General features: G+C 61.0%; 17 protein-coding genes. 11 read left to right on the top strand and 6 right to left on the bottom strand.

Annotation, left to right across the window (positions count from 1 at the left end; genetic code table 11):
- Nucleotides 1–28 precede the first annotated feature (28 nt).
- From ADIMK_RS21285 to ADIMK_RS07110, 7 genes are all read left to right on the top strand, one after another.
- Entirely contained in the window at nt 29–592 is a 564-nt protein-coding gene (locus ADIMK_RS21285; RefSeq protein WP_156042833.1) for a dimethylamine monooxygenase subunit DmmA family protein, read from the top strand.
- Nucleotides 592–1,542, top strand: coding sequence for a PDR/VanB family oxidoreductase (locus ADIMK_RS07135; protein WP_036185630.1), 951 nt, complete (start codon nt 592–594; stop codon nt 1,540–1,542). The genes ADIMK_RS21285 and ADIMK_RS07135 overlap by 1 nt, the downstream gene beginning before the upstream one ends.
- An 11-nt stretch (nt 1,543–1,553) precedes the next feature.
- Nucleotides 1,554–2,573 carry a heme-dependent oxidative N-demethylase family protein gene (locus tag ADIMK_RS07130; protein WP_036185628.1) on the top strand — a complete coding sequence of 340 codons (1,020 nt, stop codon included), beginning with the start codon at nt 1,554–1,556 and terminating at the stop codon, nt 2,571–2,573.
- A gap of 20 nt (nt 2,574–2,593) precedes the next feature.
- Nucleotides 2,594–2,920 carry a DMT family transporter gene (locus ADIMK_RS07125; protein WP_036185624.1) on the top strand — a complete coding sequence of 109 codons (327 nt, stop codon included), beginning with the start codon at nt 2,594–2,596 and terminating at the stop codon, nt 2,918–2,920.
- 128 nt (nt 2,921–3,048) lie between these two features.
- A complete protein-coding gene (locus ADIMK_RS07120) occupies nt 3,049–3,456 on the top strand; it encodes a ketosteroid isomerase-related protein (protein ID WP_036185623.1) in 408 nt (135 codons plus the stop codon).
- A 9-nt stretch (nt 3,457–3,465) separates the two neighbouring features.
- Entirely contained in the window at nt 3,466–4,059 is a 594-nt protein-coding gene (locus ADIMK_RS07115) for a GNAT family N-acetyltransferase (protein ID WP_036185621.1), read from the top strand.
- On the top strand, nt 4,056–4,940 hold the full coding sequence (locus ADIMK_RS07110; protein ID WP_081849699.1) for a carbon-nitrogen hydrolase family protein: 885 nt from the start codon (nt 4,056–4,058) through the stop codon (nt 4,938–4,940). The genes ADIMK_RS07115 and ADIMK_RS07110 overlap by 4 nt, the downstream gene beginning before the upstream one ends.
- A gap of 48 nt (nt 4,941–4,988) precedes the next feature.
- Here the strand turns inward: ADIMK_RS07110 and ADIMK_RS07105 are convergent, their stop codons facing one another.
- The 5 genes from ADIMK_RS07105 to ADIMK_RS21280 form a co-directional block, all read right to left on the bottom strand.
- Nucleotides 4,989–5,339, bottom strand: a complete 351-nt coding sequence (locus ADIMK_RS07105) for a cupin domain-containing protein (RefSeq protein WP_051692647.1) — start codon at nt 5,337–5,339, stop codon at nt 4,989–4,991.
- A gap of 11 nt (nt 5,340–5,350) precedes the next feature.
- Nucleotides 5,351–6,718: a trimethylamine monooxygenase gene (locus ADIMK_RS07100; RefSeq protein WP_036185619.1), complete on the bottom strand. Its 1,368-nt coding sequence runs from the start codon at nt 6,716–6,718 to the stop codon at nt 5,351–5,353.
- A gap of 134 nt (nt 6,719–6,852) precedes the next feature.
- Nucleotides 6,853–7,644 (bottom strand): PAS domain-containing protein, encoded by a 792-nt coding sequence (locus tag ADIMK_RS07095; protein WP_051692645.1) that lies wholly within the window; start codon nt 7,642–7,644, stop codon nt 6,853–6,855.
- Nucleotides 7,641–8,342 carry a response regulator gene (locus ADIMK_RS07090; protein WP_051692643.1) on the bottom strand — a complete coding sequence of 234 codons (702 nt, stop codon included), beginning with the start codon at nt 8,340–8,342 and terminating at the stop codon, nt 7,641–7,643. The genes ADIMK_RS07095 and ADIMK_RS07090 overlap by 4 nt, the downstream gene beginning before the upstream one ends.
- Complete coding sequence (locus ADIMK_RS21280; RefSeq protein WP_197027497.1) at nt 8,339–9,511, bottom strand: ATP-binding protein; 1,173 nt, start codon at nt 9,509–9,511, stop codon at nt 8,339–8,341. Before ADIMK_RS21280 ends, ADIMK_RS07090 begins: the two co-directional genes overlap by 4 nt.
- Before the next feature lie 287 nt (nt 9,512–9,798).
- On the opposite strand from ADIMK_RS21280, the gene ADIMK_RS07080 reads away from it, so the two are divergent.
- Nucleotides 9,799–12,147, top strand: a complete 2,349-nt coding sequence (locus ADIMK_RS07080) for a DUF1989 domain-containing protein (protein WP_036185617.1) — start codon at nt 9,799–9,801, stop codon at nt 12,145–12,147.
- Here the strand turns inward: ADIMK_RS07080 and ADIMK_RS07075 are convergent.
- Complete coding sequence (locus tag ADIMK_RS07075; RefSeq protein WP_081849697.1) at nt 12,144–13,172, bottom strand: helix-turn-helix domain-containing protein; 1,029 nt, start codon at nt 13,170–13,172, stop codon at nt 12,144–12,146. The genes ADIMK_RS07080 and ADIMK_RS07075 overlap by 4 nt on opposite strands.
- 116 nt (nt 13,173–13,288) lie before the next feature.
- Between ADIMK_RS07075 and ADIMK_RS07070 the strand changes: the two genes are divergently transcribed.
- The 3 genes from ADIMK_RS07070 to fabG are packed head-to-tail and all read left to right on the top strand — an operon-like array spanning nt 13,289 to nt 16,401.
- Nucleotides 13,289–14,290: a phosphotransferase enzyme family protein gene (locus ADIMK_RS07070; RefSeq protein ID WP_036185616.1), complete on the top strand. Its 1,002-nt coding sequence runs from the start codon at nt 13,289–13,291 to the stop codon at nt 14,288–14,290.
- Complete coding sequence (locus ADIMK_RS07065; RefSeq protein WP_036185613.1) at nt 14,283–15,626, top strand: aspartate aminotransferase family protein; 1,344 nt, start codon at nt 14,283–14,285, stop codon at nt 15,624–15,626. The genes ADIMK_RS07070 and ADIMK_RS07065 overlap by 8 nt, the downstream gene beginning before the upstream one ends.
- Nucleotides 15,627–15,630: 4 nt before the next feature.
- Entirely contained in the window at nt 15,631–16,401 is a 771-nt protein-coding gene (gene fabG, locus ADIMK_RS07060; protein WP_036185611.1) for a 3-oxoacyl-ACP reductase FabG, read from the top strand.
- Nucleotides 16,402–16,654: the final 253 nt, after the last annotated feature.

Genomic DNA, 16,654 nt, shown 5'->3' with positions numbered 1-16,654 from the left:
CACCCATCAGAAAATCAAAGGTAAGGTCATGAGGATAGAACCGCTTATCAAAAGTCGTCCGACCTACGCGCCTGTGGCTGTCCAACCCAGGGCGCAGCTGCACCTGTTCATCGCCAGCGATGACGGGTTGCCGGCGCTGGAGGCGCTGATAGCTCAAGTGTCCGAATCACAGCAAGAGGTGCTGGTATTCACACAAGGGGCGACCGTGGTCGATACGGACAAGGGCATATACCCGATGGCGCAGCTGGCCGAGACGGTTGGGTCTGCGCTGATGGATGCGCCGATCTCCAGTGCAGTGTATATCGCCGGGAACGAGGCGTTCCTGTGGGATATCCGCAATCTGGCGCGCAGCCAGGGATTTGCCGACGAACAGATCCAGATGTGCGAGCCGGTCAACAACACACGCCGGCTGTTCTGCACCCACTGTTATGCCATCACCGAGGATGTCACCCACTCGCCGCACACCTGCTCGGGCTGCGGCCGGTGGCTGCTGGTGCGCGATCACTACTCCAAGCTGCACGCGGCCTATGTCGGTGTGCAGATCAACGCCGAGAATCCCTCGGAGTTGCCTGAGACGGAGGAGCTGGTCTGATGAGTATCGACAAGATTCGGGTGCAGGTCACCGGCATCGAACAGGTGGCGCCACTGATCCGGGAGTTTCAACTCAAAGCCGTGGACGCAGAACTGATGCCGTTCTCTCCCGGCAGCCACGTGGTGGTGGAGATGCCGGATACGCCGCGCCCCCATCGCAACGCCTATTCCCTGCTCAGTGATCCGCGCGATGGCGGCTGCTATCGCATCGCCGTGCGGCTGCAGGAGCACTCCCGCGGTGGATCGCGCTACATGCACGAACAGGTGAAAGTGGGCGATGAGCTGTGGATAACACCGCCTGCCAACCTGTTCTCGCCGTTGTGGCAGGCGAGCAAGCATATCCTGATTGCTGGTGGCGTCGGCATTACGCCGTTCATGTCCTACCTGCCGGAGCTTGAGCGCGAGGGTGCCCACTACGAGCTGCACTATCTCTATCGCGGCAAGCAGACCGGAGCCTACCGCGAGCAGTTACAGCAGTCATTGGGAGAGCGCTGTTTCCTGTACGACGCGGACGCCGGAGCGCGCTGCGACCTGCGTGAGCTGCTCAGCGATCAGCCCCGTGGCAGCCATGCCTACATCTGCGGCCCGCAGTCGCTGATCGCAGGCGTTCAGGAGGTGGCAGCCGAACTGGGCTGGCCCGCCAGTTACATCCATTTCGAGGCCTTTGCGGCACCGCAACCGGGTAACCCGTTTGAGGTGGAACTCTCGCGTAGTGGCCGGACCCTGAAGGTGGCTGCTGATACCAGCCTGCTGGAGGCACTGGAGGAGGCCGATGTTCCGGTCACCAGCCTGTGTCGAGGCGGAGTCTGCGGTCAGTGTCTCACCCCGGTGGTGTCCGGCGATATCGAACATCGCGATGAATTCCTCACCGCAGCGGAACGGGAAAAGGGCAACTGCATGATGCCCTGTGTATCCCGTGCTGCAGGTAAACGACTGGTACTCGATCTGTAGGAGCAACAATTATGCGCATGTCACCTAAACCGATTCAAAGCTTCCGGGACGACTTCACCTATAGCAACAGCCCCGGCGCAATTGCACGCTTTCCCTTTCCGTTCCCCGAAGATGAGTACATGTATTCGGTGAATATAGAACCCCATGTCACACCGGGGCCCGAGGGCAGCGTTTACGAACACCTGCTCGATATCGACGAGCACTATCTCTCCGAAATGCATGAGCGTGATCTGGTATTGAAAGAGAATCCCAAGCGCTGTCTGGCAATGCCGCATATGGATCTGGCCTGCTGGGACATGATCGACCGCGTCATGACCTGCTTCGCGGCCGACTATCCGGAGCACTTCAGCCTGGAGCGTGAGGGTGATCACTGGACCTGGGAAAACAAGCTGCTCAATATCAAGGACAGCTTCACCTTCGGCGACAGCAGCACCCTGCCGATGCCTCCGATGGAGTATATCGGCCGCCAGGTTCAGGGCGACTTTGCCCTGCTCGATCAGCGCGATGGTGATCTGTTCCTCGATGCCGGTATCGTCACCTGTCCGGCCGACTGGTCGCTGGCGTTCGATGCCGGCATGAGCTTCAAGGAGTGGCACGGCCCGGTTCCGCTGGCGCACGGTATGGGCGTATTCGATCGCGCACTGAAATACCTCTGTGCGATTTCGCAGGGGCGCCCTGTGCGTCGTCTGAACTGGACCCTGACTATCAACGCCCGCATGGATACCTCACCGGAAACCTATCCGCAGTGGGGTACCGATCGCGCGAGCGTCACACCTGATAACGTGGGCGAGAAGGTGCATCTGCGCGTCGAACTGCAGGTGTTGGATCGCATGTCGCGCAGCAACGCGCTGATGTTCAGCATCCGCACCTACCTGATCAGCATGAACGATCTGGTGACCAACCCCGAGTGGGCGAAGCGGATGCACCGCGTCATGAAGAGCCTGCCGCCGGAGCTGATCGAGTACAAGGGGCTGACCCGCTACCACCCGATGCTGGTGGAGTGGCTCTCCCGTTTTGATCCGGCTAACTGATCGGACTTGAGGAGCACACAGTGGGGTGGGTTTATCTGTTGATCGCGGGCATTCTCGAGTGCCTGTGGGCGATTGGTTTGAAGTACAGCGACGGCTTTACCCGGCTTTGGCCGTCGCTGCTGACCGGTGTGCTGATACTGGTCAGCCTTACCCTGCTGTCGCTTGCTATGCGCACGATACCGGTCGGCACCGCCTATGCGGTCTGGTCCGGTATCGGTGCCTCGGCACTGGCGGTGGTCGGCATACTCTTCATGCAGGAGCCGGGCGGCCTGATCCGAATGCTCTGCATCGGCATGATCGTGGCCGGTGTGGTCGGGTTGAAGCTGTTTGGCGAAACGACGGCCTGACCGAAAACGGGTATGGATGTATCGCGCGGGAATTTAAGGCCCAAATACGTCGCATACTCGACAGTGTGCGATCTTATCCAGCGGCATGATTGCCTATCCGATCCGCATTTAGCAGAGTGAGAACGACGATGAGCAGAGCGGCAACCGAAGCACTCATTTTCGAGTACTACCGTACATTCAACCAGGGCGACATGAGCGGCTTTCTGAGCCTGCTGGCCGAGGATGTGGTGCACGATATCAACCAGGGCGAGCGTCAGGTCGGACGCGACGCCTTTGCCCGTTTCATGGACAAGATGAACCGCTGTTACCGCGAGCAGCTGGTGGAGATCTCGATCATGAGCAGTGCCGACGGTCGTCGAGCGGCTGCCGAATTTGTCGTGCTCGGTGAATACATTGCCGATGACGAGGGGTTGCCCAAAGCGCAAGGGCAGACCTACCGCCTGCCGGCGGGCGCCTTTTTCGAAGTGCGCAACGGCCAGATTGCCCGCATCAGCAACTACTACAACCTCAATGACTGGGTTGCGCAGGTTAGCTAAACTGCGCACATGAAAACGACCCGAGTTTTGACCCTGCGCGGTGCCGAGCTTGAGCCCTGGCTTGAGCATGTGGCGGCATTGCGCATCCGCGTGTTTCGCGACTTTCCCTACCTCTATGACGGCTCGCTCGAATACGAGGCGCGCTACCTGCGCACCTATGTCGAGACCGATACCGCCGTCTGTGTGCTGGCGCTCGATGGCGACAAGGTCGTAGGTGCTTCCACCGGCCTTGCCCTTGGCGATGAGACCGAAGCCTTCCGCAAGCCGTTCGAGCAGGCGGCACTGGATGTTGATGCTTATTTCTATTGTGCCGAATCGGTACTGCTGCCGGAATACCGCGGCGGCGGGCTCTACAAGGCCTTTTTCAGCGAACGCGAAGCGCAGGCCCGCGCCTTGGGCAAGCGCTACAGCGTGTTCTGCGCCGTGCAGCGCCCGGAGGATCATCCACTAAGACCTGCCGATTACCGCCCGCTGGATGAGATCTGGCACCGCTTCGGCTACGAGCCGTGCCCTGATCTGGTGACCGGCTTCAACTGGAAGGATATCGACCAGCCGGTCGAGAGCGAAAAGCCGATGCAGTTTTACAGCAAGGTACTGACGTGAGTGACGCAGGCAGCAACCGCATTGTGACGCTGGCGGCGGCCCAGTATCCGATCGAGTTTATCGGCAACTGGGATAACTACCGCGCCAAGATTCAGGAAATGGTTGACGCTGCGCTCGGGCACGGCGCCAACTTCCTGCTGTTTCCCGAGTATTTCAGCATGGAGCTGGCCTCCTTGTTTACTCCTGAGGTGTATCGCTCGCTGTCGGACCAGCTGGAGGCGTTACAGAGCCTGCACGAGCCGTTTGTCGAGCTGTTCAGCGAACAGGCGCGCCGTCATGGCCTGCACATCCTGGCCGGCACCTTCCCCGTGCGTCAGGACGATGGCCGCTATGTGAATCGGGCATGGCTGTTCCGACCGGACGGTTCGCGTGATTATCAGGACAAGCTGCAGATGACCCGCTTCGAGTCCGAGCAGTGGCTGATCAGCGCCGGTCAGGATATTCGGGTGCTTGATACCGCGTTTGGCAAGATCGGCGTCTGTATCTGCTACGACAGCGAGTTTCCGCTCATTGCCCGCACGCAGGTTGAGCAGGGCGCGGATCTGATTCTGGTGCCCAGCTGCACCGATACCGAGGCCGGTTACAACCGTGTGCGCATCGGCTGTCAGGCGCGGGCGCTGGAGAATCAGTGTTTCGTCGCCCAGTCACCCACCATCGGTCGTGCCGACTGGTCGGAGGCGGTGGATATCAACAGCGGCTGTGCCGCTATCTACACCCCGGTGGATTACGGGTATCCCGATAACGGCGTGCTGGCACGGGGCAGCGTCGATGCGGCAGGCTGGGTGGTGGCCCGGCTCGATCTGGAATCACTGGCCCGGGTACGTCGCGAAGGGCAGGTGTTCAACCACCGCGACTGGGACAGCCAGTTCCGCTTTAAATAAATGAAACACCCGGCCCCCTTAGGGCACCGGGTGTTGAATGGGCACTGCTTACTTCAGCCGAATGGTGAAGTGTTTCAGGATCGGCGCGGTAATCTGCCAGGTGCCGACGAAATCGGCTTCGATGACAAAGGCATCGCCGGGGCCAACCTCGACCGGCTCTCCCCCGTCCGGCGTGATGATCGCGCTCCCCTCGATCAGGTGCACAACCTCCCAGCTGGCATACTTGGCGTGATAGGTGCCGGGCGTGGCGGTCCACCAGCCAGCAATCATCGACTCGTCTTTTGCCGAGTATTCGATCCAGGTGGTCATGCTGGGGTTGCCCTCCACCTTGGTCCAGCCGGGCAGATCGTCGGTGAGCGGTGTTACGCTGCGCGGCGGCAGCTTCTTGATCGTACTCATCGCACCGCTCCTTAGCTGGCCTGCTTCACGTCACTTTCGCCCGTGCCCAGATAGGCTTCGAGCGAGTCATCCAGCGCCTCCAGCCAGGGCGTGTGATGCGGTGGCGCCATGGTGCCGGTCATCAGCGAGGCGTAGGAGTGATCACGGAAGGTCATGATGTTTTCCTTTTTGTGGTGTTTCCACTCCAGGAAGGTGCGGTTGACGCCGTCGATGTCGAACGTCGGGTAATCGGTCTGCTCGATCAGGTGCAGGATGTAGCTGCCCTGGTACTCATACATCTCCTGAGCGGTTTCCAGAGTCAGCTCCTCCTCGCGCCACTTCAGGCTGTCGGCGATCATCTCCTCTTTGGCTGGCAGCGGGATGCGGCCAAGGATGATGTCTCGGACATACCAGGCCTGGGCATCGAACATGTTGAAGGAGTACCACTGATCCTGCATGCCGATGTAGAAGAACTGCGGGTTATCCTCCCACACCACGCCCTTGTACAGGTTCAGCGGCCAGAGGCGGTTGTCGGTCTTCAGACGCAGGTCGTCGGAGAGGAAGGGGAAGTGGTGCAGGTAGCCGGTGCAGAGAATGATCGCGTCGATCCGCTTGCTGCTGCCATCGGCAAAATAGGCGTTTTCCACATCCACGTGGGTCAGGTTCGGCTTCTCTTCCCAATTTTCGGGCCACTTGAAGCCCATGGGCGCGGTGCGGTAGCAGCTGGTGATCGAGCGTGCGCCGTACTTGTAGCACTGTGAACCGATATCCTCGGCGGAGTAGCTGGCGCCGACGATCAGGATATCCTTGTCCTTGAACTCCAGCGCGTCGCGGAAGTCATGCGCATGCAGTACGCGGCCGCCAAAGTTTTTGAAGCCCGGGAACTCCGGTACTTTCGGGGTCGAGAAGTGGCCGCTGGCGCAGACCACGTAGTCGAAGGTCTCGCTGTAGACGGTGTCGGTATTGTGGTCGTGTACGGTGACGGTGAACAGCGCGCTGGCAGCGTCGTAGCTGACATTGCGCACCGGGGTGTTGAAGCGAATATGTTTGCGCACGTCGGCTTTTTCAACACGGCCCTTGATGTAATCCCAAAGCACTTCGCGAGGCGGATAGGAAGCAATCTGCCTGCCGAAATGCTCCTCGAAGGTGTAATCGGCGAACTCCAGACACTCCTTCGGCCCGTTGGACCAGAGGTAGCGGTACATGCTGCCGTGTACCGGCTCGCCGTTCTCGTCCAATCCGGTGCGCCAGGTGTAGTTCCACATCCCACCCCAGTCGCTCTGTTTTTCGAAACAGACCAGCTCCGGTATATCGGCTCCCTTGGCCTGGGCAGACTGGAAGGCTCTAAGCTGCGCCAGACCGCTGGGACCGGCGCCGATGATGGCTACGCGTTTGTTCATCAGGTCTCTCCTGTGCTCGTTACAAATCTTGTAATTGGGTGAGCGAATTAAGGTGATCGAGACCTAAATTACCGGCTGAGATCGGGCGAGATAATTCCTCATAAAGGGTAGGTCAAAAGGGGTAGGTGGAGGGGTTATCCACAGGCCTCAGGGACCGGGTGCTGGAGACTGAAGATCACGCCCTCGACTCCCAGCACGAAACCGGTCGAGGAGTAGAGGCCGCGGCCCTTTTCGCTGACCTGGCGAATGGTGCCGTCTGCATGCAGGATACGGTAGTGCAGCTCGAATGGCGCATGGCGGTGCAGTGCCTCCTGAACCTGATCCCAGACCGGGCCAGCATCCTCCGGGTGGATCAGAGCGCCGTAGCTCAGGCGTGGCTGGTTCACTAGTGCATCGGCGCTGTAGCCGGTCAGCTCGAAGCAGCCGTCGCTGACAAACTCCATGCTCCAGTTGCGGTTGTTACGGGCACGGTATAGCATCACCGGCAGGTTCGACACCAGCTGGTTGAGGCTGCGATGGCTGGCGTCGCGCACCTGCTCCTTGCGTACCTGCGGGGTGATATCGCACAGGGTTAGGCTCACCGGCCAGGGTTTGTCAGGGTAGAGCGGTTGGGCGCGCAGCTCGCACCAGTGCAACTCATGGCCCACCGGCAGTCGCAGCCAGAGTGGTGCCGGTCGCTTGCCCCGGCGCAGCTGGCTTAATGCTTCGCGCCACAGTGGCAGGTCGGAGGGATGTAACCGCTCGCTGAGCGGTCCGGACTTTGCCTCGTCAGGGCCTGCGAGTTTTTGCCAGCGGGCGTTGCAGCAGAGGATGCGCTCCTCCTCATCAATGGCCAGTACCGCTTCATCGAGACTGTCGAGCAGTGTTTGCGGCGAGACGCGCTCAGTTTCCTGACGCCGTCCAAGGGCAAAATCGAGCAGGCTCAAGGTTCCACCTCCAGATCCACCTCGGGGTGGGCATGCACCCAGGCGGCCAGCTCCAGCCGCGAGTGCAGGTTGAGCTTGCGCAGCAGGGCTTTGACATACACCTTCACCGTGCTGTCGCTGATGCCCAGTTCACGGGCGATCAGCTTGTTGCTCATGCCCGCGGCGATCAGCGACAGGGTCTGGCGTTCGCGCAGGGTAATCTCGTTCAGTGCCTCGCTCTGTTGGGGCGCGCTGGGCGCTGGTTCACGCAGACGCTGGGTCAGCAGGATCAGCGCTTCGTCATCCAGTGCCACCTTGCCCTCCAGTACCCCCTCCAGCCGCTGCAGGATCAGCTCGGCATCGGTCTCTTTGAGCAGATAGCCGTCTGCGCCGGACTGGATCGCTTGCAGCAGATGGTCGCTGTCGTCCGAGGCGGTCAGCATCACGACTCTAAGATCCGGCAGCATCGCTTTGAGTTGGGGCAGCAGGGAGAGGCCATCCCCGCCGGGCATGTGCAGATCAAGCAGTGCCAGATCCGGCTTGAGGGTTTCAATGTCACCAAGCAGGGCCGCGGCCGAATCAAACGCTGCGAGTACCTCGAAACGGCCGCTTTCGGTGAGCAGTTCCGCCACGCCGCGGCGAAACAGGGGGTGATCATCCACCAGCACCACGCGCGCGGGTGGCTGATCGTTGTCTGACCACTGCGTGTATCCGGTCATGGTTTTATCCGCTCCAGTGTCAGTTCAATGCGGGTACCGCCGCCGGGACGCTCGCCGATGGTGATGTGGGCGCCGATACGGGCGGCGCGCTCCTGCATGATGCCAAGGCCAAAGCTGTCGCCACGCTTGCGCGAAGGGGTGATCCCCTGACCGTTATCCTCGATACGTAGCTGAAGGCCACCCTGTGGAGTCGGCAGCAGCTGCACGCGCAGATGGCTGGCGTGGGCGTGACGCACTGCGTTGCAGATCGCTTCACGGGCGATCATCACCATCTGGATCGCGGTATTTTCGTCCGGCTCCAGAGCGTGACAGCGGTTATCCAGTTCGAATACCAGTGCGCTTCGCTGCTCGAATTCGTTGACGGCACAGGAAAGGGCGCTGTGCAGCGATCCGCCCTCAAGCGTTAGCCGGGCGCTGCTGATCAGATCGCGCATCAGGCGGTAGGCATGCTTGGTCTGCTGCGACAGGTCGGCCGCCAGTGCCTGTAGCTCCGGCTGGTTGCACTTGCTGCAACGGGCGTCCAGCCGCGAGGTGGTCAGACGCAGATAGCCGAGAATCTGGGCCAGTGAGTCGTGCAGCTCGGCAGCATGGGCGCGACGCTCGTGACTGATCGCCTCTTCCAGCGCCAATTGCTGGGCGTGCCAGATCGAAAGCCCCCGGGCGAGCGCGGCGGCGATCGCCTCGACGCGTTGTGCCGTTGCTGCGCTCGGCGCGCGCTCGCTGAGCAGTATCAGGGCTGTATCCAGTCCACTGACCGGCAGCGCGTGCAGGTGCATCTTAAGGGGGCTGCCCGGCAGCGAAATGAGCAGCGGATGATTGCGCTCGAGTTCCCCGAACGCGTGGCTTAGCTGGTAGCGCAGAAAGGCCGGCAGCCCCACCGGCAGCTGAGCCCTTGGGGTTTGAATCAGGCTGGCCTCGGCGCGCCCAGGCAGGGTCAATGCCAGCAGCAGGCGGCTTTCCCCCTCCAGATTGAGCGCGTTTTCCAAGGGTTGCAGCAGCACCGGCAGCTCTGTGAGCAGGTCGGTGGATTCAGCCAGCGCAAGCGACAGCTCCTGTAGTGGAATATCGCCGCTGCCGATGGGCGTGCGCGCCATCGCCGTCTTCGGCAAGAACAGCCTGCGCATCCGGTCAAAGAGTCTCGATGGTGTTTGCGCCTGTGCTCTTTCCATCACTCTCTCCGCGTTAATTCGTTGATCTGCTTGGATTAGGTTCAATCCGGGCCTTAGCAAACAAGTGCAGTAACCATGCCAGAGACAGGGCATTAACCCCTTAGAGGTAACCCCTCTTGCGCATTGAGACATTAGCCATTGTAAGTAAAGATTTTTTCCTAACAGTTATTGATCTGGCCGGTTATCGCATGCCTGCCAACCGTGCACCAGGCTGGATCCAAAGCGCCGCGTGTGCACTTGCATGAGGCTTTAACCCGCTGATACCTAGATCACAGGAGAGCGTCGGAATGAACATGACCGAGGTTGTCGCTGCAAAAGGAGGCGCCGAATGGGGCCTGCTCAGACAACAAAGAGTGCACCGCATCGCCGGGCAGGGCACGTTGCGCCTGACCCTGAACCCCGGTGAGTGGATCGAGATCCGCTCGGCGGACGGCGTGCAGGGTTGTGAAGTGCTGCCCCTTAATGAGCACGCGCAGCAACAGCTGGAGCGCCTGCTACCGGTTTCCTGTGGCAGCGCCGACCTGTTCAAGGCACAGCTGGCGCAGAGCAGTGCCAGTGCCGCGCGGCTCAGACAGAGGCTATCGCAGTGTGGCGTGAGCGCCCCCGAGCGCGTCGAGGGCTGGCAACTGAGCGCGGAGCAGCTGCCGTTCGAGCTGGCCGTTAGCGAAGAGGATGCGCCGCTTGAACTTGTGCTGCTGGCCGCCGGTGTCGATATGCCGGTAGATCACCAGACTCCGGCCGGAGAGCTGTATATCGATCACCACTATGTCTCGGCGCCGCTGGAGCAGTTGCCGCTACCCACCGCAGAAGGCGCTGTGGCACCGATGCCCGTGCGCGAGATACATGTACCTCACTCGTCCGCACGCGCCTATGAGGTGAAAGCGGGGGAGTGGATTCAGGTCAGCGATGTGGCGGGTAAACAGTGCTCGGACTTTATCGCCTTCGATCTGGCCGCGCTCAAGCAGGGTGAAGAGGTTACGCTGGACGCCACCGCCACCCGCACGCTGGCCGGTGTGGCATTGCCGCAACCCGGGCTCTATTCGCGTTTTTCCGATCAGCATATGCAGACCATGCTGGAGCTGGTGCAGGACACCGTCGGGCGTCATGACAGCTTCCTGTTTGCCTGTACGCCGAAGTATTACGACGATGCTGGCTATTTCGGCCATATCAGCTGCACCACCAACTTCAACAACGCGCTCAAGCCCCATGGCATCAAGCCGCGTTCGGGGTGGCCGGCGATCAACTTCTTTTTCAATACGCAGGCCGAGCCCTGTGGCGCAATCGGCATGGATGAGCCCTGGTCGCGTCCCGGCGATTATGTGTTGATGCGTGCCAGTCGTGACCTGCTGTGCGTATCGTCCGCCTGCCCTGACGATATCGACCCGGCCAACGGTTGGTGCCCCACCGATATCCATGTCCGTATCTTTGCCGCCGATGCCCGATTCCCGCGTGCTATCGCAACCCGAGTCACCCCGCTGGAGCCTGCCCGTATGACACAGCAAACCGCTTTTCACAGCCGTACCTCGGCACTGACCCGACACTTTACCGAGTACCGTGGCTACTGGATGCCCACCGAGTTTGACGGCTGGGGCGCACGGGCCGAGTATCTGGCCTGCCGCGAAAAGGTTGCAATGATGGACCTCTCACCACTGCGCAAATTCGAGATCACCGGCCCCGATGCAGAAGCGCTGATGCAGAAAGCGCTGACCCGCAACGTGCGTCGCCTCGCGGTGGGTGCTGTGGTCTATTCGGCGATCTGTCAGGAGACCGGCGGCATGATCGATGACGGCACTCTGTTCCGTATGGGCGAGCAGGCGTTCCGTTGGATCTGCGGCGACCCCTACACCGGTACCTGGCTGCGCGAACTGGCCGCGCGGGAGGGCTATCGGGTAAGGGTGCAGGAATCCACCGATCAGCTGCACAATCTGGCTGTTCAGGGGCCGCGCAGCCGTGAGTTGCTGAGCAGCATTGTCTGGACGCCGGAGGCCCATACCCCGGTGGATACGCTGGCCTGGTTCCATTTCACCGTCGGTCGCCTCGGTGGCCCGCAGGGCATACCGCTGATGGTATCGCGCACGGGCTATACCGGTGAGCTGGGGTTTGAGGTTTGGTGCCACCCGGATCAGGGACCTGAGCTCTGGGATGCGATCTGGCAGGCTGGCGAGCCTCTGGGCCTTGCGCCCTTGGGGTTCGATGCGCTGGATATGCTGCGTATCGAGGCGGGGCTGATCTTCGCCGGATACGAATTCTGCCCGGAAACCGACCCCTACGCCGCCGGTATCGGCTTTACCGTGCCGTTGAAAACCAAGGAGGAGGACTTCGTCGGCCGGGCGGCGCTGGCACGCATACCGGCAAGCGATCGGCAGCGGCTGATGGGGTTTGTGCTGGAGAGCGAAGATATGATCGGTCACGGCGATCAGCTGTTCAACGGCCGCTTCCCCGTGGGTGTGGTCACCAGTGCCACCCGCTCACCGCTGATCGGCAAGACCATCGCACTGGTGCGCCTGACTCCGGAGTTTGCCGAGCCCGGCACTCAGCTTGAGGTCGGGCAGCTCGATGGCCATCAGAAACGGCTGCCCGGTCAGGTTGTTGCGTTGCCGTTCCATGATCCTGAGCGCATACGGGTGCGCAGCTAACCGGCGTGCCGCTTGAGCGTCTGTGAGGGTAGCTCCCCGAACAGACGCTTGTAATCGGTGGCGAACTGGCTCAGATGGTAGAAACCATAGTGAGCCGCCGCATCGGATACCGAGCCTGCTTCCTGTGAGCTGAGCAGCCGCCTGACACGGTTGAGCCGACCGGTGCGCAGGAAATGTTTCGGGCTGATGCCGAGGATGCTGTCGAAACTGTACTGCAGCGTGCGCCGGCTGACACAGGCCACCTGACACAGCTCATCGAGTGTCACCGGCAGCGCGCCCACCTCCAGTACATAGTCGCGCACTCTATCCACCACCGCCCGCCGATGGGCATAACTGGGCGGCAGCTGGTTGTTGAGGCGTACATCCCCAAGCTGATCCAGCAGCATCATGATCACCAGATCCTCGTGAATACCGCGGTCGATACTGCCGGGTTTGGCTGATACCACCTTGTTGATCAGCAGACCCATCTCGCGAATCGTCTCCGGGTCTGCCTGAATGCGGGGGCAACAACCGGCCTCGGGCAGGGTGATGGCGATGCCCTGAGTCTGCGCATGGTGCTCAAGCACCGCTTCATGCACCGCGACACTGAGAATGTTGGAACCTTCGGGTGTAACCAGCTCGAACGGATCACGCCCCCGGCGCCACATTAGATCGCAGGCCTCCACAGCCTGACCATTGATGCGGAAATCCTCGCGTATCACCGGAATGCCAACCCAGACCGCACCGGCCCACACCTCGCACTGCTGATACAGCGCCTGACTGGTGTGTTCGCGGAAAACCTGCAGCGCGCCGATGCGGCACTCCTCGATGGAACCGTGAAAGCGACCGGCGCTGATCTGGTCATACTCCTGCTCCCAGTCGGTAATCCCTACCGCCTGCTCATTGATGTCATCCGACACCTGAGTGCACCGAATTGGTTCGTGCCGGTCTGTGCTCTCTCCCTGAATACCTGCGCATGCAGGCGCGCTGTCCGGCTGCGGGAGGCGTGCTGTGCTCTGCCGTGCGGCGATGTTCGAACTGCTCATCAACCTTTGCCTGTTTTCGATAACGGGGGCGAATTCGCCCGGAGTAGGCTGATTTCAGCAATATCCATTCCAGAAGGGCAGCGGTGCCCGTCAGCGATTGAGCGTCAGGAGATGTCATGCTCTATACCGAATCACTTGTCGAAACGATCCGGCAGCAACTGCAAGAGCGCCTTGCCTGCTGGTCGCTGCCCGAAGGGTCGCAGGTTGAACTGCTGACCGTCTCTGAAAACATCACCTATCGCGCGGTATCTCCGGGCGGGGAGCCTCTGCTGGTGCTGCGCCTGCACCGGCCGGACTACCACACCCGGGCCGAGATCGAATCGGAGCTTTGCTGGATCGAGGGGTTGAGAGCCTCGCAGGCGGTGCACACGCCTGCGGTGGTGCCGGGCGAGTCGGGTACACTGCTCGAGATAGCCGTACAGGGGCAACCCTTTTGGGTTGTGGCGTTCGAGTATGCCCCGGGGCAGGAGCCGGATGTGGGCGAGAGTCTGCCCGGTTGGTTTGAAAAACTCGGCCGGGTGACCGCTACGCTTCACCAGCACAGCCGTGAGTGGATTCGGCCTGAGGGCTTTGTGCGCAAGGAGTGGAACCTGCACACCATGCTATCGAGTGAGGCGCACTGGGGTGACTGGCGCGAAGCCGAGGGTCTGGATCGGCAGGGGGAACACCTGATCGCCCGGGCCATCGACAGCATTCACCTGCGCATCGCCGGTTACGGACAGGGTGCAGAGCGGTTCGGGCTGGTGCATGCCGACCTGCGACTGGCCAACCTGCTGGTATCGGGCGAGCGACTGACCGTGATCGACTTCGATGACTGCGGCATCAGCTGGTTCGGTTATGACTTCGCCACTGCGATCAGTTTCGTCGAACTGGACCGGTCGATACCGGCGCTGCAACAGGCGTGGATGAAGGGGTATCGAAGCTGCGCCCCCTTTAGCGACGAGGATGAGGCGATGCTCGATACCTTCGTCATGATCCGTCGCATCATGCTCACCGCCTGGTTGGCCAAACATTCCGAGAGCGATACCTATCGGCTTTATGGCGATGGATACACCGCCGGCACGGTAGAGCTGGCGCAGCGGTATCTCAATGCTGAACAGGAGAGAGGCGATGTCTGATTGGCGCGCGATACTTGATCAGAACGCGTTCGATTTCAGCCGTTCGGGCTCGACCGACGCGCGGCTCAACCGTCTGATCGAACAGCGGCGGCACCTGGTCGGCCCCACGGCCATGCTGTTCTACGACGAGCCCCTGCAACTGGTGAAAGGGGAGGGCGTCTGGCTCTATGACAGCGCAGGAAAGCGGTATCTGGATGCCTATAACAACGTGCCCGTGCTCGGTCATTGTCACCCCCGGGTAATGGATGCGGTAACCGCCCAGATGAGCCAGCTCAACATCCATACACGCTATCTGGACGATGCGCTGCACCGGTATGCGCAGCAGCTGCTCTCGACGCTGCCGCTTAAGCAGGGGCGTTTGGTGATGACGTGTACCGGCAGCGAGGCGAATGATCTGGCGCTGCGCCTTGCGCGACTGCATACGGGACAGCAGGGCGTTATCGTCTCGGCGGCGGCTTACCATGGCAACACTCAGGCGGTGACCGATGTATCCCCCTCCTCGCTTAAACGGGGGCAGGTGCCGGCCTATGTCGCCTGCATCGATCTGGAGCCGCTGAACACTGAAGGCATCGATGCCTCGGCCTATCTCGATCAACAGGTCGAGGCCGCCATCGCGCAGCTGCAACGCGACGGATACGGCTGCGCGGCGTTTCTGGTGGATTCGATCTTCTCCAGCGATGGGGTTTATGCCGACCCACCGGGCATGCTGAAGGCTGCGGCGGCACGCGTACAGCGTGCCGGTGGCCTGTTGATTGCCGACGAGGTGCAGCCCGGCTTTGGCCGTACCGGTAGCAACCTCTGGGGCTTTGACAGACACCAGCTGTCGCCCGATATCGTGACGTTCGGCAAGCCCATGGGTAACGGCTATCCGGTGGCGGCATTGGCAGCGGACGAGACGTTGCTGGCCGAGCTTGCCGAAGTCTCGGGATACTTCAACACCTTTGGTGGCTCGTCGGTGGCGGTGGCGGCCGCTCAGGCCGTGCTCGATACACTCGACGAGGAGGCGTTGCAGGCCAATGCCCTGAGTACCGGAAACCGGCTCAAGCAGGGCTTGCAGGGGCTGGCTGAGCACTACGAGCCGCTTTCGCATGTGCGTGGCGCGGGGCTGTTTATCGGTGTGGATATCGTATCAAGCGAGGATCCCACACGGCCCGACAGTGTGCTGTGCAGCCGCATTGTCAATGGGCTCAGGCAGCGCGGCGTGCTGATCGGTGCAGCCGGGCGTTACGGCAATGTACTCAAGATTCGTCCCCCTCTTTGTTTTAACCATGACCATGCGCAGCACTTGCTCGATGCTCTCGAGCAGGTGATGGCGCAGGATCTGATCAGGAGATAAACCAATGACAGACACAACTCAACGTATCGCCATGGTAACCGGTGCCAGTAAGGGGATCGGTCTGGGCATCGCACGCGTGCTGGCCGCCAAGGGCTACAAGGTTGCCGTGGTGGCACGCCATATTCAGGCCGCGGAGCAGGCGGTGGCCGCCATCGTGGCGGAGGGCGGCGAGGCGATGGCGATAAACGCCGATGTCACAGACCGCGCTTCGCTGAAGGCCGCCGTCGAGCGAGTGAAAGCCGCCTATGGCGGGCTCGATGTGCTCTGCGCCAACGCCGGTATCTTCCCCTCGGCGGATCTGGAAACTATGACCGAGGCGGATTGGGATCTGGTACTCAATACCAACCTCAAGGGGATGTTCAACACCGTTCAGGCGGCGATTCCCGCGCTTAAGGAGAGCGCTGCCGGTCGGATTGTGGTGACCTCGTCGATCACCGGCCCCGTCACCGGCTTTCCCGGCTGGTCCCATTACGGTGCCAGTAAGGCGGGGCAGTTGGGGTTTGTGCGCACCGCCGCTATCGAGATGGCCAAGTACGGCGTTACCGTGAATGCGGTGATGCCGGGCAATATCATCACCGAAGGGCTTGAGGGGATGGGGGATGGCTACCTCAGCCAGATGGCCGCATCGATTCCGCTCAAGCGTCTTGGACGTGTGGAGGATATCGGCGAAGCGGCGGCGTTTTTTGCATCGATCGAGGCTGCGTACATCACCGGTCAAACGTTGGTGGTGGACGGTGGTCAGATCCTGCCCGAATCGCTGGAAGCGGTGGGCTGAAACCTGCCGCGATCGAGGGCGTGGCAACGCCCCCGATCGCCCCTCTAGAACGCACTTTTTATGCGAGTTTTAAGCGCGCTGTGATCAATAAGTGTGCAATCTTCGATCAAAAAAACGCCCGTATTCGGGCACCTGCCTCACGACCGATACCCCTGTCTGCCCAATGGTTTTACACAGCCCTATTTGCGCTTGATTAAAAGTGTTTAAAAAACAGCTGGATAGTGCACATGGCAGAACAAATTGTGCACAGGAA

The sequence above is a fragment of the Marinobacterium lacunae genome, assembly GCF_000705555.1.
GTDB classification, from domain to species: Bacteria; Pseudomonadota; Gammaproteobacteria; order Pseudomonadales; family Balneatricaceae; genus Marinobacterium_D; species Marinobacterium_D lacunae.
The sequence above is the reverse complement of the archived record's forward strand: the minus strand, read 5'-3'. Positions and strand labels throughout refer to the sequence as shown.